Consider the following 24416-nt stretch of genomic DNA (forward strand, 5'->3'; position numbering starts at 1 on the left):
TTCTGTGTGTTCTTAATTAACTAATTTTATAGAAGATATGTCTTTAATTAAATATATTTCTTTAATTCCTCAATGGACTCTATATCAAACAAATCTTCATTAATTTTTTCTATCTTTTCTAAAGATAATTTAAGTATTGACTCTATTATATTCTCTGGAATATCCTTAAACTTTTTCCTTAAAAGTTTTATAGTACTTTTAGCTAAAGCATCTCTTGCTCCTTGCTTTATTCCTTCTATTTTACCTTCAATTTTACCTTCTTTTTTGCCTTCTTCTCTACCTTCATCTCTAGCACCTTGAAGTCTACTTTTCTCATCCCTTATAGCTTTATCTCTCATATCGGCCAACTGTATTAACTCTTTATCACCACTGATGTTGTATAGAACATCCATTGCTTCCTTGATTTCAGTATCTTCCTTTTTCATTATATCTATCTCCTTTCCCTCTGGATTTATTAAAAAGCTTAACCATCTATGCAACTTATTATTATAGTCTTTCTTTGATTTTTCGAACTTCTTAAGTTCTATAAAATGTATTTCAACAATATCACTTAGTAATTTCTTTGTCATATCTTCATATAGATGATAACTACTATGAAATTTCTCATCATTAATATAATCAAAGTCTAAGATATTTATAGTTATAGTTTTATTAAGTTGATTATAATTATCTCCTTTAACCAACTGTTTTAATATCATTTTTGATAAGTAAAATATTGTCCTTCTAATCATATTATACTGATTTATCAGCTGTATTTCTACATTGATATGAGTACTATTTTCTGTTGTTACATTAATATCTAAAATACTTAGCTTTTCACTGGCAATCAAAGATACATTTAGTGCTTTCTCCTCTAAAGTAATACTTTTTATTTTTCCATTTCCCATGGGTTCTAGTACAGAATTTAAGAAGCTTATTAATAGTTTTTCATTCTCTTTTACTCCGAATATTTTTTGAAATACAACATCATTTTTAGGGTTTAATAATTTGTTCATGTCTCAATTCCTCCTTAGTTTATTACTATTTAAATTATTAACACAAACATTTGTTCTTATTCTCGTTCGGGAAATATTTTATATGATTTAACTTAAAATTAGAATATATAAAAAACAGCAGAATTCTGAAATTCTACTGTTACTATGTGCTCCTAACTAACTATAGTTTTATATTGAATGTATCATTAATTAAAGATACTTCTTTAACTCCTCTAGAGATTCTATATCAAATAAATCTCCATTAATTTTTTCTATCTTTTCTAAAGATAATTTAAGTATAGACTCTATTATATTCTCTGGAATATCCTTAAACTTTTTCCTTAAAAGTTTTATAGTACTTTTAGCTAAAGCGCTTTTTGCTTCTTGCCTACCTTCTTCTCTTCCTTCATCCCTAGCACCCTGAAGTCTACTTTTCTCATCCCTTATAGCTTTATCTCTCATCTCAGCCAACTGTATTAACTCTTTATCTCCACTAATGTTGTATAGAACATCCATTGCTTCCTTGATTTCAGTATCTTCCTTTTTCAATTTATTAGTAAATCTATGAATAGGACCATCCCAAACTTCATTACCATTTTCAAGTTCTATGAAGTTACCTAAAGTATATTGGTTTATTACATTATTCCAAAAAATATGAGAAACCTTATGTAACCGCAACTGTTTTATTTCCCAATTTCCTTGAAACTTATTAAAAACTTCAAAAGCCACAATTTTACCTATTCCTCTTTTCCTATATTTTTTTAGAACGAAAAATTCTGCAATTGCATAATCAGTTGGTGATGAGGTAACAACGCTATGTTTATTAACAAGAACAAATCCTGCTAATTTTTCATCTACTCTAATTATAAAGGGGTATCTATCTTTTTCTGTCCAGTAATTATCTAAATAACTGTAATCATATAACCCATGTTCATTTAAATCACGATTTTCATATTCTGATAAATCATAATTATATAATTCAATCATATTTTTTAATATCATTTTATCAGCCTTACTGGCTTCTATTAATTCAATCTTCATCTTTCACTACCTCCAAAATATCATTTTAATCAATTAATCAATCTTAAATTGGAATTTGACAAGATAATATTTTGCTATTAAAAGTTAATATTTTTCTGCAAAATATTCTACCCAGGCTGGATAAAACCCTGTAGCTAAAGCAGTTCTCATTGAAGCAAGGTTCGCACTCCACGTTGTATAATATGGTATTTTATCTAGCTTCAATATCTCCTTTGTTAATTGTTGAATAACCAATTTTGCTAATCCTTGTCCCCTATATTCCTTAATGGTATCTATACCTATTTGCCATAGTGGATCATGATAATTGTCTGCACCAGCTATAGCTACCATAGTTCCCTCAATAAAAGCTGCAATTGCAATTTCATCCTTTTCATAGTTTAATGCATTTTCAAATCCAGGATATTTAATATAAAACTCACTCATATTTTCTTTTTCTATTTTCTTAAGAACTACATTATCTGGGCAAATAATATCTTCATTTTTACTATAAAGAAATCTCAAATGTTCACCTGCAAGACATAAATCATTTTCTCTTAGTTTACATTCAATCCTATGAAGATTTTTACCATCAATAATATCTTCTGCTAAAGTATCTATAAAATTTTCTTTTGCCCAATTAATTAAATCTCTTCTTCCAATAAAAAGCATTGATTTTCCAAATGAAATCATACGAAAAATTTCTACATCGCTTTCCATGAATACATTTTTTCCATCATCAAATGCATTATATTCCAGATTATAATTTGTAATATAATAATTAATTACTTTCTGAATATTATCCATAATTAAAATCGCCTCCACAAATTTTACTATTTGCCTGACACTAAAAATTACTTACCTTTTTAATTATAGCATATTTTGTAAATATAACATTATTTTTAGTATGGTATTTCCAGCTTTAAAAATAACCTTAGCCAAGCCATATAAATCCCGGGGGTATAAATTGCATTTTCTTGTGGTACAGTTCTCCATATCTACTTAAAGTGGGGTTTTTATATATTTTCATTAAGTAAACTAGAATTGCAATACCTCTCCATAACATAGTTTGTTAGTAAAACACCTTTCCTTTCTACTTTCTGTTCTTTTACAACCTTATATCCTCGTTTTTCAAAGAAATACTTTGCAGTAATTGATGCCTGTGTACTAATCTTATCTACATCAAATTCCTTTTCCAGTACATCACAAATTGTAGTAGCAATTCCTTTATTTTGGTAGTCCTTATGAACATATAATCTATCTAAATATCCACTCTTATCTATATCTCCAAAACCAACTATAATATTATTTTCAATAGCAATAACTGTAAAATTTTCTAATAAGGATTTGTTCCATTTCTCTAAATCTACACTACCTGTTGCCCATACATTCAACTGTTCTTCTGTATAGTCTTTCGCATTAATGGAATGTACTGTATTATAAAACAGTTCCGCTAAATCTTTACAATCTGATGGTTCATACCTTCTTATACGCATTTCCTATCTCACTCACCTTTAATACTATCCCTAAATTGAATATTATTTTACCTGATCCTTATTATTTAAACTTAATTAACAATATCCTTATTGTACCACCTCACTTTCCACTGCTCAATAAATTCATACCATATAAAGCATATATTTACTTTGTTTAATGTATAACTACAAAAAAACAGCAGAATTCTGAAATTCTACTGTTTCTAGGTATTTCTAATTACTTAGTTTTATAGGTAATACATCCTTAATTAAATATACTTATTTAATTCCTCAATGGACTCTATATCAAACAAATCTCCATTAATTTTTTCTATCTTTTCTAAAGATAAATTAAGTATAGACTCTATTATATTCTCTGGAATATCCTTAAACTTTTTCCTTAAAAGTTTTATAGTACTTTTAGCTAAAGCATCTTTTGCTCCTTGCTTTATACCTTCTTTTTTGCCTTCTTCTCTACCTTCTTCTCTACCTTCATCTCTAGCACCTTGAAGTCTACTTTTCTCATCCCTTATAGTTTTATCTCTCATCTCGGCCAGTTGTATTAACTCTTTATCTCCACTAATGTTGTATAGAACATCCATTGCTTCCTTGATTTCAGTATCTTCCTTTTTCATTATATCTATCTCCTTTCCCTCTGGATTTATTAAAAAGCTTAACCATCTATGCAACTTATTATTATAGTCTTTCTTTGATTTTTCGAACTTCTTAAGCTCTATAAAATGAATTTCAACAATATCACTTAGTAATTTCTTTGTCATGTCTTCATATAGATGATAACTACTGTGGAATTTCTCATCATTAATATAATCAAAATCTAAGATGTTTATAGTTATAGTTTTATTAAGTTGATTATAATTATCTCCTTTAACCAACTGTTTTAATATCATTTTTGATAAGTAAAATATTGTCCTTCTAATCATATTATACTGATTTATCAGCTGTATTTCTACATTGATATGAGTACTATTTTCTGTTGTTACATTAATATCTAAAATACTTAGCTTTTCACTGGCAATCAAAGATACATTTAGTGCTTTCTCCTCTAAAGTAATGCTTTTTATTTTTCCATTTCCCATGGGTTCTAGTATAGAGTTTAAGAAGCTTATTAATAGCTTTTCGTTTTCTTTTACTCCAAATATTTTTTGAAATACAACATCATTTTTAGGGTTTAATAATTTGTTCATGTCTCAATTCCTCCTTAGTTTATTACTATTTAAATTATCAACACAAACACTTGTTCTTATTCTCGTTCGGGAAATATTTTATATGATTTAACTTAAAATTAGAATATATAAAAAAACAGTAGAATTCTGAAATTCTACTGTTCCTAAAAAATACTCTTACCCATACTGTATATAATTTATAAAGACTTTTTATATTTCTTAAAGTAGGCTGAACTTGAAAAAATGAAAAAAGCACCAAAAATTATAAGAAATACTGCAGTAAAATATAGTTTCCCAATTAAATGCCATATTCCTATAGCTAACCATAGAACCCCTGAAATTGCATATAATATCCATGAACTTTTATTATTTATTGCTTTACTATTACACGTACCATCTTTTTTTATTTGCTTAATTCTAGAGTTATATGCTAAATAAGGCATAAAATTAAAGACAAATACAAATATATCAATTATCAACAATCCAACAATAATCAAAAATATAGGTTTAATGGCAACTAAAGAAACAACTAGCAACCCCATTAGAGCTATAGCTAGTATTAAAGAATATAAAGTCACTTTTCTTGTTAGATTTCTTATACTTGTATATTTATCTATTTCTGAATCACAATCACTATAAATAGGTTTAGTTCCAGCTTGTGCTGAAAAAATGTGCATATAATTTTCTACAGAAACAATACGATTCCATCCTGCTTCTTTAAATATAGTGAAATATTCTTCATTTGCTTCTGTTTGGTAATCTAAGTTATATATTATATCTTGAGATTTATCTTTTCTTAGTTTATAGAAAAACCCTCCTACTATATCTTCTAATATCCAACCTTGCCTTGCATATTCTTTTAATTTTTCCATATCACTTTCTTCACTAAATGCAAACCCATTAATCATTACATATTTACTTTTCAAAAATATCCCTCTTTCTAACCCAAAAAATTTTCAGCGAATTTGATCATCTGCTTTTTACGTTCAATCTCTTTTATAAGCATTTCTCGTCCTTTATTGGTTATTTTATATATTTTTTTGTTTTCATCTGTGTCACAATTTAACTCCACTAAATCTGCCGCTAAAAGCTTTTTCAATGTTGTATAAAGTGATGCAGGACCAATAGTAACTTCATTATTAGTAAACTTCTCAATAGTTTTCATAATTAGGTATCCATGCTTTTCATCAACAACACTAGATAAAATATAAAAAGCAGAATCTGTTAATTCCCCTATATCAATAGAATCTTTTCTTGGCATAAAATTCTCCTTAATATTATATTTAATGATATATTATTAAATGATATATCATTAAATATAATATATCCATAAATGATATACTTGTCAAGTTTTTCTTTATTGCTTTTGATATTTATATATTTTTATTAAAATATATAAATACACTGACAAAAAAGTCTTCTTCCATAAACTAAATATTAATTAATAAAAAATATAACCACCTGTAAAGTAGCTATTTAATCTACTTACAGGTGGCTGTGAATATGTATGATGTATCAAATCCTATTCTCGATCTAGCCTTCTGTAACCAAACCAATCTGGACTTAAGTCAAAATCCACTTCACTTTCATCAAGTGCAATGTAATACTTTTCTCCCTCTCTGTGTAAAAGGCATGCTTCAACATCAACGACTTGATCGATATGTCCTTCTTCTTTGAACATCTCAATTTCTTTTAAAGCTTTATGCTTTGCTTCTTGAGCTGTTTCATCTACAAAAAACGCCACTCGATGCAATTCTTGAGTCATATCCTTATCATATCCACCCAGATGGACAAAGAAAAGCTTTCTATTCCCACTAGGTTTTTCTTTTACTAGCTTTACCTCATAACCATCTGCTCCTTTTATTTTCGTATAACTGTCCATATGAAGTTTTTCTTCCACCCCATACCAGCTTGATTTAACCAAATTAATGGTGTTATCGATATGATCCGCAACTGCAAACTGCACATCATGAACTTCAATATTTGCACCACTGACTTTTCCACCCAAACTTATCATATATAAATTCATTGTATACACTCCTTTTATATCACTTAATTTGTTTTGAATATTTTCCATTGGACTTCACTACACCATGTTCTTTCAGATACAGTTACTATATCTTACTTTTCGTGTCCAACAATTCATACTAGCATCAGAATAATGCCTGTTTCCATTATAACTTTTTAAGCAACTTCCTTATTTCTTCAATAATAAACCTAAAATCATCTTGCTCTAATAACCGGAAATATAGACTTCTTAGAAATCCCTTTATATTTACCTTTAAATGATAATAATTAATATGTGTACTCTTTGAGTCTTCAACACTGAATCCTTGAAGCCATTCTATTATTTCTGACTTAGTAAGAATTTTTCTGTCTAAGGCGTTCTTCACAGCTGTAACCATTCTTTCACTCTCATCATCCACATAAACATAATAACCTATACACATTTTGGATTTTATAGAATTCAGTATATCCAACAGATCAACTTTATTAAAGCAATTACACTGAACTAACTCATCTAATGCGTCAGCTGTGTGTGCTGCAGAGTGCGCCCAGCCTCTTACATGAACATATCCCCTAACATCCTGCTCAAGATGCATATATTCTAAAAGTTTGTCTTTTATTTTATATAGCTTTTCTTCTAGTAAAAAATCCTGTTTTCTATGCTGATCTATAATAAGTGCAACTATTAATACTGAGAAGGCTCTTGCAAAAACAGCATCCTCATCTTTATCATATATTCTATAAAAAAGATGCGTATTGTCCAAGCTGATACTTAGTAAATGTTCAAGTTGTTCAAAGTTAAATCTTCCTTCAGTAATCCAATGGAAGAAAGTCACATAAATTAGCCTATCTCTAAGTTCTGGGTCTAAACAGCCTATATTATCCATCATTTCTAATCCTAGTGAAAAATAGTTTTCTTGATTTTCTAATAAATACTTATTCTTTTTAACTCTTAGCAACTTTTCTTTTAAAATATTCTCCTTTTGTGTCATCTAATCCTACCTCCCTTATTTAACTTCTCTTTCCATTATAAAATATAAAAGCTGACATCTATATGTCAGTCTTTATATTTTATATATATTTTTTTTATGTATTCAAGCATGTCCACCCTTAACTTTTTTGGGGCTACTATTTCACATTCACTACCAAAGCTTAAAACGAACTTTTTCAAACCTTCTTCCTCAGGGAAAAAGTCCTCAACTATAAAGGTTCCGTCCTTCAGTGGTTTGATCGTATCCTTTGAGAAATGCTCATTTAGTTGCTCTCCTATTTTACTAGAAAACTTTAGTGTTACTAAAATACTATTTCTTTCGTAACTATCAGTAAATATCTTTTCTATTTCTTCTTTAGAAATTATTCTTTTTATAAAGTTGTCCCCTAGATTCATGTTTCTTATTCTTACAAGTTTAAACTTTCTATAGTCATTTCTTACTTTACAAAATGCAATTATATACCATTGCCCATTAGCAAATTTTATCTGAATAGGCTCCACTATTCTCTTTGAATATTCCATTCTTCTATTTATGTATTCAAATTCTAACATCCTACCATCTTCAATTGCCTTATTAATCAAAAATAAATACTCTCTAAGTTCCTGTTCCATACTAAAGTGAGACAAATTTATACTAAGGCTTTCACATTCTTGATCTCTATGATTTTGTAAAGTTTTAAATTTAAGTACTATGTCATTAAATTGTTGGTTTTTTCCAAACAAAAATTTTAAATTCTCCATTACAGCAATTAATGGTTCAATTTCTTTTTTGTTAAGAAACAGATTGTTTATATTGTAGTTTTCCATAATATAATAGCCCCCACCTTTTCCACATTCAGCAGCTATAGGAACACCAGCTTCACTTATTTTTTCTATATCACGGTATATTGTTCTTAAAGACACCTCAAAATGCTCAGCAAGCTCTCTTCCTGTTACCAAACCCTTTTGAGAAATTATTATTAACATTGATAATAATCTTTCTGCTCTCATAATATCAATACGCTTACTAACGCGCCCTACCTTCCTACGTAAATTTACACTCTAATTAATTTTTATCTTTCTTAGTTAAAAAAGCTCTATTAATGTCCCATGTATGGCATATTATATTTATAGTCTTTTGCTTGTGATATATCTTAAATGCCTTAGATCCCCTTAATGCTAGTAATATTAATACTTTATAAGGAAACCTCATTTATTTATAATACGCTTCTCCGTAACATATATAACGTAGACTTTTTTAAGCATTATTATTGAATAATCTGTTATGTTATTTATATAAGAATCCTTTATAATATTTCTAAATCGATATTATATTCTTCTCATGATTTAAAAGACATTGCTTTCTATCTACGCCACCAGCATACCCAGTTAAACTTCCATTAGTCCCAATAACCCTATGACAAGGTACTATTATCCATATTTTATTTCTACCATTTGCACTTCCCACTGCCCTAACACTTTTTTCATTTCCTAACCTAATCGCTAAGTTCTTATAGGATAAGGTTTCCCCATAAGGAATCTTCAATAGTTCATTCCATACATTCTTTTGAAAATCAGTCCCATTTAGTGAAACCTCTAAATCGAATGCTTTTCTACTTCCTTTGAAATATTCATCTAACTGAGCAATAGTATTTTCTAATATTTCATTTGCTTTATTCATCACGGACTTTTCTTGCTCCACAAACATAACTGATAGTATTGAATCTTCAGAGCAAATTATTTCTAATATGCCAATAGGTGAATTATAATAACCATAATATTTTTCAATCATACAAAAACCTCCTAATAAATTTTTTATAATCTATTATACTTTAATCTTATTTATACTATTTCTTTTTCTATACTCCTTAGGAGCAATACCTGTATTTTGCTTAAAATAATTATAAAAATTAGAAAGGCTTTTAAATCCTACATCGTATGCAATCTCTAAAATAGTATCATTACTTTTAATTAGAAGCTGCATCGCTTTATTTATTCTTAATTGTGATACATATTCGTTAGGTGTTAGTCCTGTATATTCTTTAAACAATCTTGTTAAATGACTAGTACTAATACCAAATTCCTTTGAAATAAACCTGAAATTAATTGGTTTATTATAATTCTGGATTAACTTTTCCTTTATTTTTTAAATTAATTCTCTATTCGGTTCAAAATTATGTTCCTTTATATCAGGCCTGCATAATTTACATGGTCTGAAACCTTCTTTCATAGCATCATCTACACTATTAAAAAACAATATATTCTCTTTCAGTGGTGTCTTAGCTTTACATGATGGTCTACAAAAAATACCTGTTGTTTTCACAGCATAGTAAAATAACCCATCATAATACTTATTACAACTTATTACTGCATTCCATTTTTCATCTTCAGATACTACTATGTTTCCTTGCATAATTACCACCTCCTAAAAGCATTTACATAATTATTATAGGGTTCTAACCTCATAACTAAACTTATTCTATATACATTCCTTACTTTCGTTATAACAATTAATAATGCCAATTTTACTCATAATTATAATTCCACTACTCGTAAAAGTTTATTTTATATTTTGATTCTAGCATTGCTAAAAGTACAAATCTTCCTGTATTTTGCTATCTAATTTTAAGTATTTTCACTAAGGTGTTTCAGGTACCCAAACGAGTCTATATTTTTGAAACAGCTGTAAAAATCATGTATCCATCTTGTTTTAATTGATTATAACAATTGGATAAGTAATGTTAAAGTTTTTATTACTACTTACTTAGACCTCTTATATAATTCATAAATTTAATTTCCCATTGTGATTCTGAACTATATGATTCATATTTATTATCTAAATAGTGTTTAATAATATAGATTTCTTCCTTTGAAAGTGTTTTAAATAATTCTAAAGCTTCATCTTCCCAAAAACACAGGTTTAACACTTCCACTAGGTCACTTAAGCTATTAATCTCTTCTTTTACCATTGCAATCTTATCTGAAATAAATCTACAATCATTTATTTCATTGATTAAATTACGTAACCTTTCATTATCCATAGTATCATTATCTATAAACTCACTTTCTTTTAAATCATCTTCATACTTAAAGGATAAAAATATATTATCAATATTTCCTGTGGATAATCCTACTTCAATTCTAGGATAAATATTCACAGCTGTTTTTTGGATATACTCTATCTTTTCATTATCAACTATCCCCAAAATATTACAAATGCTCTTTGCTGAGCTCTCTAATTTTACTAAAATTTCAGTTTTGGACAAGTTTCTAAAAATCCCTAACAATGTTTCTCTTTGCAATGCCGAAATCTCTAATGTTAATATATCCACCCCTAAAATATCAAGCCCTATGGCATTTGTTAGTATTGGTTCAAAAATATTAATTAATAGCTCTTTATAATCAGAGCAATAGCTATTTAGAATATAAATAATACTATCCTTATCAAAACATCTACAAAACTCATTTTCTATAAGTAGCGCTTTTAAGTATTCATTTATATATTCAATTCCTTGCAGCTTTTCTGATATGGGATTAGAAAGTTGATAATCTATGCTACAGTCTATCTTATGAGCAAAAAATCTATAGTCATATTTATTAAAAAATTTATCTATTTCATTTATTGTATCCTTATATGATATGTTTTCTATATTAGGTGAACTTTTTCTAACTTCTTCTAATAATTTCTTTCCTCTCTCCATCAAAGAGACTATTTTACTCCAAGAAGCTTTTAATAAGTCACTTATATCTTCTTCCATCAATAATTCCTTTGCGTTCATTAATTCTCTTAATTCTAATCCTAATGAAAAACAAATTGAATTAAGTAACTCTTCCGCTATTTCTATTGGAACTGATGTGCTATCACCCATTGTATAGCGCTCAGTGTGCTTGCCAAGTAAATTCCATATTTTAAACTCAATAAGCATTTTATCTTCTTCACTTATATTTTTATCTATTTGAATATTATCTGAAAACGCCATTAAACTCTTGTTGCTTTCTTCCATAATACCTCCTAAAATTCATGTCCGTACATATCTGTATCATCCACTTCATATCCATATCTTGTATTTCTACAAAGCTCTTCCAAAGTAGTTCCTCTTAAATATTCCAAAGAACCTTGACATTTTCCATCAAAATGTCTTTTCATAAACTCAATAAGTTCATCATCAGCTATCTGATCCATGGCTTCATTTTTAAAAAAATAGAAAGACTCTTGAATCTCCATTAATGTCTCTTTATAATTCTGTTGCATTATATAAGGAGAATCACAAAAAACCTCCACTAACTTTTTTAAAATTCCTTCAGAAAACTCAATTCTTCCTGTATCTTTTAATGACTTAAAACGATTCTCCACCAGCTCATTAATTTCTACATCACATAAAGCTAACCCATATTTTATTGTTATTTCATTACACCCTTTTAACTCAATTGCAGCTTGTTTTTTCTGGAAATTTTGAAATGCTAAAGTCATATTTTTATCCACCATAATCACCTCTAGATACACAGTACTCCTAACTCTAACCCAATGCAAGACTTGAAATTTTAGTAATTTTGTGGTAATATAAAATTAGAAAATACTTCCCAGTTTAAAATTTAATCTGGGAAGTATTTTTTATATTATAATAGATTTTTCTTATATTAATGATATATATTTCCGCTTCTCTTCAAACTGAGCACAATATAATCAAAACTAATCAAAAAACTTTCCTTTATAAAAATTCTCATTGTCAAGTTTCTTTGCTGTAAGCCTGAACATGACACAGCCATCTGGGCATACAATATCCTTGCTATATCTGCTATTGCCACCAATGTTCTCTAAATCTCCGCCACTTCTCACCGACTCCATGATTGGGAACATAATCATCATAACCTTGGAACAGATACCCTGTCCATCCGAATTTGTGGGACAGCCATAGGTGCAGGTATACTTATCCCCTACTTCTTCGCCGTTTCTGCAGTACCGCTCTGTATGGTCACTGCGAAGAAAACCAGTTACCTCAATTTCAAATTCGTACTCCTCATCATACCATTTTTTCATAACTAACCTCCAAATTCTTGTTTATATATATATAATTTTCCAATAGCTTAATAACGTAATTATAACACAAGCCAATGACACTTTTAATATCATTGGCTTAATTTAAATAGTTGATTTTCCATCTTTATAACAATCACTATTTCTTTATCAGTTTTAAACTACTCCCACTTAAAAAACTTAATAGATACCCAAATACATGTTACAGAAAGTATACTTATAACTAAAATTGGTAGTATTGCATTATCTATGCTTAAGTTAAGTGATGCACTTTTTAAAAGCTTTATTCCCTGAGTTAATGGTAGGATATCTGCCACCTTTTGAAGGGATGTTGGCATAACCTCATAGGGTAATGTTGCTCCTGAAAATATAAGCATAGGAAAGTATAAAATACTTGCAATAACACTTGCCATTTTATTATTTTTCGCTATTCCCCCCACCATAAATCCAATGCTGAACATTGATGCCATTACTAATGTATAAGCTCCTAAAAAGTTTATCCATGAGCCTCTAAATTGAAACTTGAAAAATATTTTTGCTGTTAAATAAATAAGTATTAATGAAACAATGGCATATAAAGTATAGATCATTCCTTGAACTACTAAAATCATAGCTGGGCTAACTGGTGTTACTCTAAATCTTTTTAATATCTTTCTATGACGATACTCAGATAATACTAATGGTAATCCCATGAAACCACCTGCACATATTGCAATAGTTGATACAGCTGCAAAGGATTGTTCCATGAATGTAAAGTCTGCTTCAGGAAATGCGGGTTTATTTCCATAAATAACACCTAAAATAACAGTTATCACCACTGGCATACAGATTGCAAAGATGAACATATCCATGCCTCTTAGTGATAACTTTAATTCAGTTTTTAACATTCCTTTAAATGCTCTCATCATCCAAATCCTCCTCATCTACAAACCATAAATAGGCATCCTCAAATTTTTCATATGGACTCAATTCCACTGCTTCTTCAATTGTTCCATAAAAATCTATTGCTCCATTTTTTAAAATACATATTTTATCGCACAGAACTTCAACTTCATCCATGAAATGAGATGTTAAAAAGATTGTGAGTCCTTGCTTCTTTAATTTTAATAAGCACTTCCACACATCTCTTCTAGCCTTTACATCTAATCCTGTTGTAAGCTCGTCAAGGAATACTACCTCTGGGTTAGGAAGTAAGGCTAGGATAATAAATAATCGTTGTCTTTCACCTCCTGATAATTCACTTACTAAATTTTTCCCCTTATCTTGAAGGTCAAATTCTTCTAATAATTTATTGCAATCTAATGGATTTTTATAAAGAACTTCAGTTATTTCACACAACTCTTTCACTGTTATTTTATCTTGATAATTAGATTCTTGAAACTGAACCCCAACCTTTTGAAATAGCTGTTTTCTTTCTTTTTGAGGATTCATGCCTAGGATAGATACCTGACCATGATCAAAATTCTTTGTACCTAAAATACACTCTATGGTAGTACTTTTCCCTGCCCCATTGGCACCTAGCAATCCAAATACCTCGCCTTTCTTTACTGTTAAACTAACACTCTTCACCACTTGAACATCCCCATAGGATTTATAGAGATTATGAACTTTTATTACTTCCATGTGTTATTCCCTCCTTTTGATAAAAGAATAACACCAGCACAAAGTCTGGTGTTAAAGTGTAGAGTTTGTATTAAATTTGTTTTTCATAAATTGTAATTGCCTTAATATAATTTTTGCATTTTTTTCTGCATCACTTAAGGAAGTAAGAAGCTTATCACATGCTGTAACAATGTCCTCATCTTCTTTTGGTTTATCAATTACCTCTCTAATATCAATTTCTATACTTTCTGACATTGAATTAATCATTCTTAAAATTGCTGAAAGAGAATAATTAGCACAACGTAAAGTACGTATTATTTTAAGTATATTAATATCACTTTCAGTATAAACTCGATATCCATTATGCCTTCTCTTAACAGTAAGTAAACCATTCATCTCCCAATTTCTTAATGTGTCCATTGTGACCTTAAGATAGTCTGCTGTTTGCTTTCTCGTAAAAAATATATAATTATCTTGAGAATCCGTATCTAATAAAAGCTTCTTTGAAAGTTCTATAGCTTCCTCTGCATTTTTTTGTTCTTGCTTTATCTGACTTATATAATCATTTGTACAGTTAATTGCTTCTTGAAACTCCCCCTTGGCAGATAGCTTAACAACATTGATTATCTTCTTTCTTAGCCCATTTTGTAGAACCTCTACTTTAAAGGCAGTTCTAGCAAGATTAAACTGTTCTATGTGATAGTCAGTAAATACTCTATAACCATTTTGTAATCTATTCACCTTTGGTATTAATTCAAGCTTTTCGTACAAACGTACAGTGTTGGAATGTACACCAACTCTTTTAGCTACTTCTGATGTTTTATATACCTTATCCATACTATGTGCACCTCCATGTTATCATAATAACACTTATGGAAAGTCTGGTGATATAGTGTAGAGTTCTATTTAATTCTTGTTTAGTTTTTGCTATCTCATTTTCATCTTCTAATATTACAGGATAAATTCAATATGTTAGTATTTAAATAGCTCCTTTTGAGGAAATATTCCAAAAGCCCCACCAGTATGGATAAATAAAATATTTTCATCATTTTTAAAGTTTCCATTTTTTATTTCTTCGCTTAATCCATACATGGCTTTACCTGTATAAACAGGATCTAAAATTATTCCTTCTAATTTTGCAAATTCCTTAATGAAATTTATTTCTTCTTCTCTGCTTAAAGCATATCCATTTCCTACATATCCATCTATAATTCTTATTTCATCTTTAGACAATTCCAAATCTACATTAATATATTTCATGGTATCTTGTACTATTTCGTAGATTCGATTTTTAAAATATTCACTATCATCACAAACATTAACACCTAAAATATCACACTTGTTTTCTGATATTTTATTTGCTAAAAAAGTTCCTGCGTAAGTACCTCCAGATCCCACAGCGAGTATAACTTTGTCAAAATGAACACCTAACTCCTGTTCCTGCTCAATAATTTCTTTCATTGCATTATAATATCCAAATGTGCCTATTACATTTGAAGCACCTTCTGGAATAATATAGGACATATAACCTTTTTTATCATATTCCGACTTAATCTGTTCCATAATTTCTAATCTTGAATTTTTATATTCTTCTGCGGTAATAAAACGAATATCTGCACCTAAAAGCTTATCTATAAATAAATTTCCATCAGATTCAATATTGCTGCTTCCTCTTAAAACAAGTACTGATTTCATCCCAAGCCTCGCTGCTACTGCTGCCGTTGCTCTACAATGGTTTGATTGGATTCCACCGCAAGTTATAAGCACATTAGCCCCTTTATTAATAGCATCTTTTACTGTAAATTCTAATTTTCTAATTTTGTTTCCTGATACTTCAAGTCCAGTTTGATCATCTCTCTTTATATAAATATTGGGTCCACCTAACATTTTAGAAAACCTCTCAAGTTTTTCAATTTTAGTTGGCATATTTGAAAGTTTTATTCTTTCTGGAATTTGAATTTTGTTTAAAATATTATTCATATTTTGTTCATCTCCTTTAGTAATTATAGGATTGGAACGTAATTATACATAAACCCAGGGTATAATATTTCATTCCATATATTTTTTCAGATATTTTCCTGTATAGGATTTATCACACATTATAATATCTTCAGGCCTTCCCTCTGCTACAATATGACCACCATTTTCTCCCGCGTCAGGGCCCATATCTATTATATAGTCTGCGGTTTTTATCAAATCCAAATTATGTTCAATTACAAGCACAGTATTTCCTAAATCAACAAGTTCATTAAGTGATAGTAACAATTTTTCAATATCTTTAATATGAAGTCCTGTGGTTGGCTCATCTAAGATATATAAATTGTCCTTCTCTTTTTTAATTTTTCCCAGTTCTCTTCCAAGCTTTAACCTTTGAGCTTCTCCCCCAGACAATGTAGATGAGGATTGTCCTAATTTTAGGTATCCTAATCCTAGCTTGTTTAATACATTCAATTTAGAATGTATTAGGTTTACATCCTTGAAAAATTCCACTCCTTCTTCAATTGTTAGTTCAAGAATATCAGCTATGTTTTTTTCTTTATATTTGACCTCTAATATCTCACTTCTATACCTTTTACCTTTGCATACTGGGCATATGGTTATGATATCTTGCATAAATTGCAACTCAGTTACAATATTTCCTTCTCCCATACAAGTCTCACATCTTCCACCCTTATTATTGAAACTGAAACTTGAAATGTCATACCCTCTGGCTTTTGCTTCTTCTGTTCCTGCAAATATATCTCTTATTTTATCATAAATATTAATATAGGTTGCTGGATTTGAACGTGAACTTCTTCCTATTGGTGATTGATCAATATATCTAACATCACTAATATTCTCAATGCCATCAACTCCATCATTGAGTCCTGGCTTAACTCTAGAATCATGAAGCTTTGAGTATATGCTCTTGTATAATATCTCATTTACCAAACTGCTTTTTCCAGACCCTGATACACCTGTAATGCAAATAAAGGTTCCTAATGGTATGCTTAGGTTAAAATTCTTAAGATTATTTTCTCTTGCACCATGTATTCTTATATGTTTTCCTATCCCTAAACGTCTTCCTTTAGGAATAACAATTTTCTTCTTTCCAGTCAAATATTGTCCTGTTATAGATCTTTCTGTATTAATAATCTCCTTAATACTTCCACTTGCAATTATCTTGCCGCCATTTGCTCCTGCACCTGGTCCTAATTCAACTATATAATCTGCGTTCCCAATAGTCTCCATATCGTGTTCAACTACAACTACAGTATTACCCATGTCTCTTAGCTTTTTTAATGTATTAATTATTTTAAATGTATCCTTCTCATGTAGTCCTATACTTGGTTCATCTAATATATACATCATCCCCATTAGATTTGATCCTATTTGTGAAGATAAACGTATTCTTTGAGTTTCTCCTCCAGAAAGAGTATCCGAACTTCTCCCCAAGCTCAAATATTCAAGTCCTATTTCTTCCAGAAGCTCTAGTTTTATTATCATTTCATTAATAATCTGCTGTGCAACTTCCCTTTTAGACTCCACCACTTCTAGTGATGATATAAATTTCTTTAATTTTTGTATCTGCATTTTCCCAAACTCATTTATGTCTATTCCATTTATCTTAACTAATAATCTTTCTTTTTTTAGCTTTTTACCCTTACAGTCTGGACAAATGTGACTGGCAAAGAGTTTTTCATTATCTCTATTCTTTGTTCCTTTATCTAAATTATCTTTATAAAGCCGTGTTATATAGTTCACTAGCCCTTCATAACTTACGTACCTTCGTCTTTCTTCTATTTCTCGCTCTCCTGTTGGCTTCATCAGCTCATAACGTTCACCTTTAGTTCCATAGAAAAAAATATCTTTTATTTTCTCTGGGAGCTCATTAAAAGGAGTATCAATACTAAAATTATAATGTGCTGCAAGGCTATGCAATCTTGCTGCACCATTTTTATCACTCAAACTGAATTGAGATACATAAAGTGGGTCCATTCTCATGCTCTTCTTTTCATCCCTAATCAAAAGGTAGGGTTCTGTCATTTTATAGGTTCCAAGTCCCTGACATGTAGGACATGCTCCACTGACATCATTTGGTGAAAAATATTTAGGGAGGAATTTCCCTGTAATAATACTATGTTCACAGTTAATAAACCCCTTAGTAAACTTTCTTACTTCATCTTCTGAAATCTCCTTGCTTAGGATCTGTAGTCTTATAAAATTCTGTCCTACTTCCAATCCTCTTTCTATTGCGCTAACTATTTGTTCATAATTCTTTTTATATACTGAAACCTCATCTACTATTACTTCAATTTTATAAGTTCCAGTCTCCTCTAAGTTTATATTATTTTTAATATCAAACACTTCATTGTTGATCACAAATCTTCTGTAGCCTCTACTTCTAAGTTCAGTTAATAAATAATCATAGCTTTTATCAAATATTTTATTAACAGGGGCTTGTACTTCAATTCTAGTACCTTCTGGGAGACTCAATATATGCTCAGCTATTTGACTGGTTGACAAACACTGAATTTCCTTATGGCATATAGGACAATGTGGAGTTCCTAATACTGAATATAATAGTCTAATATGGTTTGACAAGTCAGCCATAGTTGCAACTGATGAACGGGGATTCTTAATACCTCTCTTCTGTGGAATTGATATTACTGGAGATAACCCTGTGACCATATCTACATCAGGTTTTTCCATATTCATTATATTAGATCTAGAAGATGATGATAGAGACTGTAAAAATCTTCTTTGTCCTTCTGCATATAATACGTTATAAGCAATAGACGATTTTCCTGAACCACTTACTCCAGTAATTACAGTGAGAGCATCTCTAGGTATCTCTAAATCAATATTTTTTAGGTTGTTCTCTCTTGCTCCTTTTATACTTATACTTTTTCTAACCAATTGTATTCTCCTTTACTTTCTAAATAGCTTCTAAGTTATATATCACTGTCAAAATTATAATAATAAGCCGCTTCTTCAAAGGTAGCCTTGCTTTTATCCATAAGTTTTATTGATTCACTAACCTTAATTAGTACATCTCTTTCTGCAAGCCAATTATAAGTATCTGTAAGTTCATTGCCATCATTACTAATATTATATTTCTTTTTCAAGTATTCATTAATCATTGATACGCCTCTTATTTCGCCTTCTTCTTTCATCCATCTGACAATTGGATAAAAAAGAACATCTTTTCTCTCTTCTACATACTCTTTACACAATTCTAATATTTTAACTAAACTTAAAATAGTTACTTCATTTTTAATCAAAGTCATATATGTGCACTTAAAAAAATCAGGGTTGAGCTTTAATCCTTGACTTATTACTTCTCTGCCCCTAAACTCATTATTTAATGCTATTTCTATGCAAGCTATATGGCATACTAGTTTTTGAATTAAACTGAATCCATCAACAAGCTCTTCTTCAACCATTAATAGCTTTTCTGCTTTTTTTATACATATAATTCCATAGATTGCTGACTTTAATAAATTCTCCTCTTTGTCTCTATCACCTAAGAATTTATCTCCATTAAAAAGCTTTTCTATTGTTTCATCAGTTGAAAATAATAATTTACTTTCATTTAAAACTGTTCTAAAAAAATTTTGATTTTGAGGACTATCTATCAATTCAATAAAATAATTTCTGCTATATAGTTCCACTTGGAAGTCTATATCATCCTCTACAAGTGAATACTGATTATATACCTTCTTGCTGTTTTCCTTTGATATTAACCATATATCTATATCAGACTTTTCCCATAAATTATCATTTGTAATACTTCCATAGGAAAAAGCAGCAATAATATTACTGTCCCTTCTGACCTTTTCAACAAATTTCTCTAAGGCACTATTATACCTTTTTTTAATATATGACATATTTGTATTCATAATTATTAAATCTCTTCCTCTCTTAGAATATTAACCTCTAAACTTATACTTTAAATTATATACTTTATTTCCAAACTGAACAATAATATTGAATATTTTACATATTTATAATAATATTGTTTACACATTCAATGATTACTACATAAAAAGCAGTAGAATCCTGAAATTCTACTGCTTCTCTGTGTTCTTAATTAACTAATTTTATAGAAGATATTGCCTTAATTAAAGATACTGCTTTAACTTTTCTAATGGCTCTAAGCTACTACAGAATAATACTTGAGTTATTAAAGTTTGCCCATGCTATATTATTGTCAATATTCCTAACCATTCTGTAAGCTATTGGCTTAAATCCACACTTAGGCCAAAAATTTGAACCAGAAAGGTTGGTTATTTTCCAATCTGTTATTATGCTATTATATCCCTTTTCCTTCATAATCCTATAGCCTTCATTCATTAACTTTTTACCAACACCTCTTCCTCTTTGGAAATGGTGAGTGCCCGCAATATGTAGCTCTACCCCATTATCAGGTGTCATCAAATCTGGAGTAATAGGCTCATATACTTGAAATCCTAATTCCTTCATATCCTTTTCTGCAATAAGAATCGTCGAATCATTATCCTCTACTAAACTTTTATACCCAGCATTTATATTCATTACAAGTTCAGGTTTTACAGGTAAAAAGGTAGGTGCTGAATTGAGGCATGATAAGATTATACTAGACATATTACCCATTATTTCACTATCATTTTTGTTAGCAAATCTAATCTCTGCATCAGATAAGTTTTCAAAAGCCTTGTAATCCTCCATATTCATTATTCCATGTACATGATCAATAAAAAAACTTAATCTTTGGAAGGCTTCATAGTACACCTGATTTCCTAGAGGTACAAATGTATGGTGGCTAAAGTAGCCATGTTCAAGCCATACAACAGAAACCTTTGTATAGAGCTCCCTTATAAGCTCAGAGGATTGATCCATTCTAATTGCTATTCCCTCATAGGGCACCCATATATGTCTGCCTCTATGGTCAATTTTCATCTCACCAAATAAATAACCTACTAGTTCATCATTAGCAAAGGCTCCTATTCCAATTGCTTTTCTATTAACAAACAAATTCTCAAGTAAACCCGTTATATATTTTGCATTAAGACAACTGTTCTTCAAGGACTGAAATGACTTACTCTCAAGGTTTTGCCTACATATTAACAAATCAGACATTGCAGGTATATCATCAATAGTAATTTTTCTAAATTCACATTTCTTCATTTCTGTATCTCCTAGTATAATAATGATATAGCCACTAAGGGCTATTCTTTTCTTAATAAATTTATATTACATATTCTAACACAGTAAGTTATCATTAAATATGTAAAAAACAATTCTGTATTATTCATTATATAGATTCCCAGCGTCTATTAATAAGCAACCTATCCTAAAGCGTTTACCTATGTAACATATCAGCAACTTACCCTTTGTTTCAGCAACAATCACTAATCTTTCATTCTATTTAGGATAATTCAGCAAGTGTAACCATGTATTAAAGAGCTCCAATATCTTATAGGGTATATCAAAATATCAAATGGGTATAATAAAAATACTTTTTTAATTCACTATAAGTTACATAGAATTAAATATTAAATAGTAAGGAGAATATGAATATGTCTGTCATACTTTCAATCGAAGACGGTGCACCTTGGTATCTTAGTCCTAGCATTTGGGTTGTTCCTGGTGATGATCCAAATGGTAGCCCTGGATTCCCAACTTTTAATAGTAAAAATTATGTTTGGTCGCGGGTATACAATAGTGGTACAACTACTGCCTATAATGCAATTGTCAACTTTTACTGGACAGAACCATCATCATTAATTACTAGAAAAACAGCAAAAAAAATTGGTTCAAGTAGTGTTATTCTTGGTCCTGGAGAATCAAAAGATGTACTTTGTCTAACACCTTGGTATCCAAATTGGGGAAATGATAAGCATATATGTCTTATCACAGAAGTATTTTCTTACTCTGATCCACTCCCTCCACATGGAGATAATGATCCATTCAATCCACCAGCAGATAGACATGTAGCCCAACGGAACATTATTGTTGAAAGCATCACCCCTAATAAGAGAACAATAGTAATACCATTTATAGCTAGCAATTCTGCCCGAATGTGCTCTGATGAAATTTCACTACAAGCTAGACGTGCACCCATAAAAGATTTATCTGAGTTAAAAACAGTTATCGGATTAGAAGAATTACCAAAAGAGATGGAATATGTAGAAGAATTGGGGATAACATCATATCGATGTGGGGATCAAATCACTAATATCGGTAAACCCACTCTTACACTTAGTATAAATAAAGAGGATCAAACTGGAATGGCTCTTGTTGTAAGATTACCAAAAGAATACGACACCAATACTGGTTCTTTCTTTTTAGTTGAAGAATTAATTTGTGATGAAGTAGTAGGTGGAATTGGGGTTTTAGTAATGCTTGAAAATAATGAGTGAGAAAATAAAGTTCAAAGAAAGAAAGGAGCTAAATAAATGTCTACTTCAACTGTGCCTGTAACAATTCCTTTTAGACCTTTTGCAATCTGTTCACAAACAAATATGATGAATACTGATGGTTTTTTTATTGTAAATATAGGAAAACAAATTATACAAACTTCTATTGTCAACGAAAGTAATACAACTCTAAAAAATGTGCGTGTATATATTGAAGGAATTTCAGATCCTGGTATCCCTCTTCCTACATCATTTGATTATGTGGGAGATGTTCCTCCAAATGCATCTTTTTCTGTAAGATTTATAACAAGTTTTATCGCAGCTAATCCTGGAATTGCAAATATCAGCTTTATCATTGAAAGTGATGGTTTTTCCTTTAACCGGATAATTAAGAAGATATTCATAACAAGAATAGATTATCATAAACCAACTAAGACATACAGTGTTGTCATGCCTGAAGGCTCAATGAAAATAAATATTCATAATGCTATTGTGGGTCTCGGAGAAAAAGATCCATGCAATCCCGAGAAAACAAAACCATTCATTGTACTACCAACTGATGTGACCTATGATTGGGTTCCAAATCCACCATATGAAGGGATCAGAGGCCCTTTCCCTTACAATGATCCTTGGTGGAAGATTGCTTTAGGAATCTTAGCTGGAGCATTTGCACTTGGTGCGCTTCTCTACGATTATTTTAGTGATGGAGAGCTTGATGGAGGTGTTGTGTCTGTTAAAGGTACCTTCGAGGAAACTACTCCATCGGTTTGCTGTCCTTCAGTAACTACATCAGCCACTAATACAGATGATTGGTTTGAGAGAGGTCTATATAGTGCTGCTGGGGCAATTGCAACTGCAGCAATTGCTTCAGATGGACCAGATTTACATTATCGTGGTCAGGAACAAACCCCTCCAGTTTCTGGAGAATTAACTATTAGTGAATCTGTCCAACTAAAAATTAATTATCCTGTAGCTCCTAGTCCTGGTAGAGATTATCCAATAGAAGGTGACTGGGAATATACTCGAACTACTACTAATAAAACCTATACATTCAATACATCTGATCAACGACAAAACATACATTTTTTGAACTCGTATGAAGTAAAATCACCTAATATTCATCACCGAGGTGATCCACTTAAGATTTGTGCAAGTTTTGAAAAATCCGATGGAAGTTATTATTCAGGTAACGAGCTTTACGTAAATGCAGTATTAATTTCTACACAGGGTGAAGTTCTTCGTTTCGAGCTTTGTGATAATGGCATAGGATTAGATGAGAAAGCAAACGATACTTTGTACTGTGGTGGCTTATATAATGAAGAAGAGCTTCAACCAGGAAATTGGTATCTATTCGTTTTTGCACAAGATGTAAATACCGTAAAAGAAGGTACTCCACCATTCGATGCAGCACATACAATCGGAGGTTTTTTACTTACCTCTCAATTAGAACTGAATTTTAATGGACCACCATGTCAACTTAATCACGATTCGGTTATCAAAGTGGTTTAAATATTCAAAACATGTTTTTTAGTTACAAAGACTAGACCTTAGTTCTTGATCTATTTCAATTGCAGCAATTAATTTATCATTAGCTAACACTCCCAAAGCATAAGCATTCTCCCAGTGGTCTTCATATAATTTATAAGCTGTATTTCTACATTATCATCTAGTATTACCAAAAAATAAAAATTACTATAGGCATTTTTGCCCATAGTAATTTTCATTTTTAAATTTACTTAGCATCACTTATATGATTAGAAAATAAATTGTT

The 24416-nt window shown here is 30.2% G+C and carries 25 protein-coding genes; 2 read left to right on the forward strand and 23 right to left on the reverse strand.

The window, feature by feature from the left end:
* Nucleotides 1-47 precede the first annotated feature (47 nt).
* The 23 genes from ACTNBA_RS15955 to ACTNBA_RS16065 form a co-directional block, all read right to left on the reverse strand.
* Complete coding sequence (locus ACTNBA_RS15955; RefSeq protein WP_441075285.1) at nucleotides 48-995, reverse strand: Rpn family recombination-promoting nuclease/putative transposase; 948 nt, start codon at nucleotides 993-995, stop codon at nucleotides 48-50.
* A 189-nt stretch (nucleotides 996-1184) separates the two neighbouring features.
* The gene (locus ACTNBA_RS15960; protein WP_441075287.1) at nucleotides 1185-2015 is read right to left on the reverse strand and encodes a GNAT family N-acetyltransferase; all 831 of its coding nucleotides are present in this window, start codon (nucleotides 2013-2015) and stop codon (nucleotides 1185-1187) included.
* Between the two features lie 84 nt (nucleotides 2016-2099).
* Nucleotides 2100-2798 carry a GNAT family N-acetyltransferase gene (locus ACTNBA_RS15965; protein WP_346868182.1) on the reverse strand — a complete coding sequence of 233 codons (699 nt, stop codon included), beginning with the start codon at nucleotides 2796-2798 and terminating at the stop codon, nucleotides 2100-2102.
* A gap of 209 nt (nucleotides 2799-3007) precedes the next feature.
* Nucleotides 3008-3487, reverse strand: coding sequence for a GNAT family N-acetyltransferase (locus ACTNBA_RS15970; RefSeq protein WP_346868183.1), 480 nt, complete (start codon nucleotides 3485-3487; stop codon nucleotides 3008-3010).
* 248 nt (nucleotides 3488-3735) lie between these two features.
* Entirely contained in the window at nucleotides 3736-4671 is a 936-nt protein-coding gene (locus tag ACTNBA_RS15975; protein WP_441075289.1) for an Rpn family recombination-promoting nuclease/putative transposase, read from the reverse strand.
* 176 nt (nucleotides 4672-4847) lie between these two features.
* Entirely contained in the window at nucleotides 4848-5576 is a 729-nt protein-coding gene (locus ACTNBA_RS15980) for a DUF2812 domain-containing protein (RefSeq protein WP_441075290.1), read from the reverse strand.
* Nucleotides 5577-5590: 14 nt separating this feature from the next.
* A complete protein-coding gene (locus ACTNBA_RS15985; RefSeq protein ID WP_156964363.1) occupies nucleotides 5591-5911 on the reverse strand; it encodes a PadR family transcriptional regulator in 321 nt (106 codons plus the stop codon).
* Between the two features lie 261 nt (nucleotides 5912-6172).
* Nucleotides 6173-6727 (reverse strand): DUF1543 domain-containing protein, encoded by a 555-nt coding sequence (locus ACTNBA_RS15990; RefSeq protein ID WP_441075292.1) that lies wholly within the window; start codon nucleotides 6725-6727, stop codon nucleotides 6173-6175.
* A gap of 97 nt (nucleotides 6728-6824) precedes the next feature.
* Nucleotides 6825-7649 (reverse strand): DUF2785 domain-containing protein, encoded by an 825-nt coding sequence (locus ACTNBA_RS15995; protein ID WP_441075293.1) that lies wholly within the window; start codon nucleotides 7647-7649, stop codon nucleotides 6825-6827.
* 65 nt (nucleotides 7650-7714) lie between these two features.
* The gene (locus ACTNBA_RS16000) at nucleotides 7715-8638 is read right to left on the reverse strand and encodes a helix-turn-helix transcriptional regulator (protein WP_441075294.1); all 924 of its coding nucleotides are present in this window, start codon (nucleotides 8636-8638) and stop codon (nucleotides 7715-7717) included.
* Nucleotides 8639-8945: 307 nt separating this feature from the next.
* Entirely contained in the window at nucleotides 8946-9419 is a 474-nt protein-coding gene (locus ACTNBA_RS16005; protein WP_441075296.1) for a methylated-DNA--[protein]-cysteine S-methyltransferase, read from the reverse strand.
* A 33-nt stretch (nucleotides 9420-9452) separates the two neighbouring features.
* Entirely contained in the window at nucleotides 9453-9770 is a 318-nt protein-coding gene (locus ACTNBA_RS16010) for a helix-turn-helix domain-containing protein (RefSeq protein WP_441075372.1), read from the reverse strand.
* A gap of 3 nt (nucleotides 9771-9773) precedes the next feature.
* Complete coding sequence (locus tag ACTNBA_RS16015) at nucleotides 9774-10040, reverse strand: Ada metal-binding domain-containing protein (protein WP_441075298.1); 267 nt, start codon at nucleotides 10038-10040, stop codon at nucleotides 9774-9776.
* Nucleotides 10041-10383: 343 nt separating this feature from the next.
* Nucleotides 10384-11631, reverse strand: a complete 1248-nt coding sequence (locus tag ACTNBA_RS16020) for a DUF6179 domain-containing protein (protein WP_441075300.1) — start codon at nucleotides 11629-11631, stop codon at nucleotides 10384-10386.
* A gap of 8 nt (nucleotides 11632-11639) precedes the next feature.
* On the reverse strand, nucleotides 11640-12110 hold the full coding sequence (locus tag ACTNBA_RS16025; RefSeq protein ID WP_150845148.1) for a DUF6323 family protein: 471 nt from the start codon (nucleotides 12108-12110) through the stop codon (nucleotides 11640-11642).
* Nucleotides 12111-12317: 207 nt separating this feature from the next.
* Nucleotides 12318-12665, reverse strand: a complete 348-nt coding sequence (locus ACTNBA_RS16030; RefSeq protein WP_441075301.1) for a TIGR04076 family protein — start codon at nucleotides 12663-12665, stop codon at nucleotides 12318-12320.
* 158 nt (nucleotides 12666-12823) lie between these two features.
* Nucleotides 12824-13567, reverse strand: a complete 744-nt coding sequence (locus ACTNBA_RS16035; protein ID WP_441075373.1) for an ABC transporter permease — start codon at nucleotides 13565-13567, stop codon at nucleotides 12824-12826.
* Nucleotides 13554-14285, reverse strand: coding sequence for an ABC transporter ATP-binding protein (locus ACTNBA_RS16040; RefSeq protein ID WP_441075302.1), 732 nt, complete (start codon nucleotides 14283-14285; stop codon nucleotides 13554-13556). The genes ACTNBA_RS16035 and ACTNBA_RS16040 overlap by 14 nt, the downstream gene beginning before the upstream one ends.
* Nucleotides 14286-14336: 51 nt before the next feature.
* A complete protein-coding gene (locus ACTNBA_RS16045; RefSeq protein ID WP_441075304.1) occupies nucleotides 14337-15101 on the reverse strand; it encodes a MerR family transcriptional regulator in 765 nt (254 codons plus the stop codon).
* 135 nt (nucleotides 15102-15236) lie between these two features.
* Nucleotides 15237-16244, reverse strand: a complete 1008-nt coding sequence (locus ACTNBA_RS16050; protein ID WP_441075306.1) for a D-cysteine desulfhydrase family protein — start codon at nucleotides 16242-16244, stop codon at nucleotides 15237-15239.
* A gap of 69 nt (nucleotides 16245-16313) precedes the next feature.
* Nucleotides 16314-19163, reverse strand: a complete 2850-nt coding sequence (uvrA, locus tag ACTNBA_RS16055) for an excinuclease ABC subunit UvrA (RefSeq protein WP_441075307.1) — start codon at nucleotides 19161-19163, stop codon at nucleotides 16314-16316.
* A gap of 35 nt (nucleotides 19164-19198) precedes the next feature.
* Nucleotides 19199-20146, reverse strand: coding sequence for a nucleotidyltransferase domain-containing protein (locus tag ACTNBA_RS16060; RefSeq protein ID WP_441075309.1), 948 nt, complete (start codon nucleotides 20144-20146; stop codon nucleotides 19199-19201).
* Nucleotides 20147-20408: 262 nt separating this feature from the next.
* Nucleotides 20409-21413: a GNAT family N-acetyltransferase gene (locus tag ACTNBA_RS16065; protein ID WP_441075311.1), complete on the reverse strand. Its 1005-nt coding sequence runs from the start codon at nucleotides 21411-21413 to the stop codon at nucleotides 20409-20411.
* A gap of 392 nt (nucleotides 21414-21805) precedes the next feature.
* Here ACTNBA_RS16065 and ACTNBA_RS16070 point away from each other — a divergent pair, with 392 nt between their 5' ends.
* Entirely contained in the window at nucleotides 21806-22648 is an 843-nt protein-coding gene (locus ACTNBA_RS16070) for a hypothetical protein (protein WP_441075312.1), read from the forward strand.
* Between the two features lie 36 nt (nucleotides 22649-22684).
* A complete protein-coding gene (locus ACTNBA_RS16075) occupies nucleotides 22685-24154 on the forward strand; it encodes a hypothetical protein (RefSeq protein WP_441075313.1) in 1470 nt (489 codons plus the stop codon).
* Nucleotides 24155-24416: the final 262 nt, after the last annotated feature.

The organism is Clostridium sulfidigenes (assembly GCF_052067195.1).
GTDB classification, from domain to species: domain Bacteria; phylum Bacillota; class Clostridia; order Clostridiales; family Clostridiaceae; genus Clostridium_J; species Clostridium_J sulfidigenes.

Bases quoted from the DNA above. Each gene is read 5' to 3' on its own strand.
- ACTNBA_RS15955 (WP_441075285.1), bottom strand. From the start codon at position 995: ATGAACAAATTATTAAACCCTAAAAATGATGTTGTATTTCAAAAAATA.
- ACTNBA_RS15960 (WP_441075287.1), bottom strand. From the start codon at position 2,015: ATGAAGATTGAATTAATAGAAGCCAGTAAGGCTGATAAAATGATATTA.
- ACTNBA_RS15965 (WP_346868182.1), bottom strand. From the start codon at position 2,798: ATGGATAATATTCAGAAAGTAATTAATTATTATATTACAAATTATAAT.
- ACTNBA_RS15970 (WP_346868183.1), bottom strand. From the start codon at position 3,487: ATGCGTATAAGAAGGTATGAACCATCAGATTGTAAAGATTTAGCGGAA.
- ACTNBA_RS15975 (WP_441075289.1), bottom strand. From the start codon at position 4,671: ATGAACAAATTATTAAACCCTAAAAATGATGTTGTATTTCAAAAAATA.
- ACTNBA_RS15985 (WP_156964363.1), bottom strand. From the start codon at position 5,911: ATGCCAAGAAAAGATTCTATTGATATAGGGGAATTAACAGATTCTGCT.
- ACTNBA_RS15990 (WP_441075292.1), bottom strand. From the start codon at position 6,727: ATGGAAAATATTCAAAACAAATTAAGTGATATAAAAGGAGTGTATACA.
- ACTNBA_RS15995 (WP_441075293.1), bottom strand. From the start codon at position 7,649: ATGACACAAAAGGAGAATATTTTAAAAGAAAAGTTGCTAAGAGTTAAA.
- ACTNBA_RS16000 (WP_441075294.1), bottom strand. From the start codon at position 8,638: ATGAGAGCAGAAAGATTATTATCAATGTTAATAATAATTTCTCAAAAG.
- ACTNBA_RS16005 (WP_441075296.1), bottom strand. From the start codon at position 9,419: ATGATTGAAAAATATTATGGTTATTATAATTCACCTATTGGCATATTA.
- ACTNBA_RS16015 (WP_441075298.1), bottom strand. From the start codon at position 10,040: ATGCAAGGAAACATAGTAGTATCTGAAGATGAAAAATGGAATGCAGTA.
- ACTNBA_RS16020 (WP_441075300.1), bottom strand. From the start codon at position 11,631: ATGGAAGAAAGCAACAAGAGTTTAATGGCGTTTTCAGATAATATTCAA.
- ACTNBA_RS16030 (WP_441075301.1), bottom strand. From the start codon at position 12,665: ATGAAAAAATGGTATGATGAGGAGTACGAATTTGAAATTGAGGTAACT.
- ACTNBA_RS16035 (WP_441075373.1), bottom strand. From the start codon at position 13,567: ATGAGAGCATTTAAAGGAATGTTAAAAACTGAATTAAAGTTATCACTA.
- ACTNBA_RS16040 (WP_441075302.1), bottom strand. From the start codon at position 14,285: ATGGAAGTAATAAAAGTTCATAATCTCTATAAATCCTATGGGGATGTT.
- ACTNBA_RS16045 (WP_441075304.1), bottom strand. From the start codon at position 15,101: ATGGATAAGGTATATAAAACATCAGAAGTAGCTAAAAGAGTTGGTGTA.
- ACTNBA_RS16050 (WP_441075306.1), bottom strand. From the start codon at position 16,244: ATGAATAATATTTTAAACAAAATTCAAATTCCAGAAAGAATAAAACTT.
- ACTNBA_RS16060 (WP_441075309.1), bottom strand. From the start codon at position 20,146: ATGAATACAAATATGTCATATATTAAAAAAAGGTATAATAGTGCCTTA.
- ACTNBA_RS16065 (WP_441075311.1), bottom strand. From the start codon at position 21,413: ATGAAGAAATGTGAATTTAGAAAAATTACTATTGATGATATACCTGCA.
- ACTNBA_RS16070 (WP_441075312.1), top strand. From the start codon at position 21,806: ATGTCTGTCATACTTTCAATCGAAGACGGTGCACCTTGGTATCTTAGT.
- ACTNBA_RS16075 (WP_441075313.1), top strand. From the start codon at position 22,685: ATGTCTACTTCAACTGTGCCTGTAACAATTCCTTTTAGACCTTTTGCA.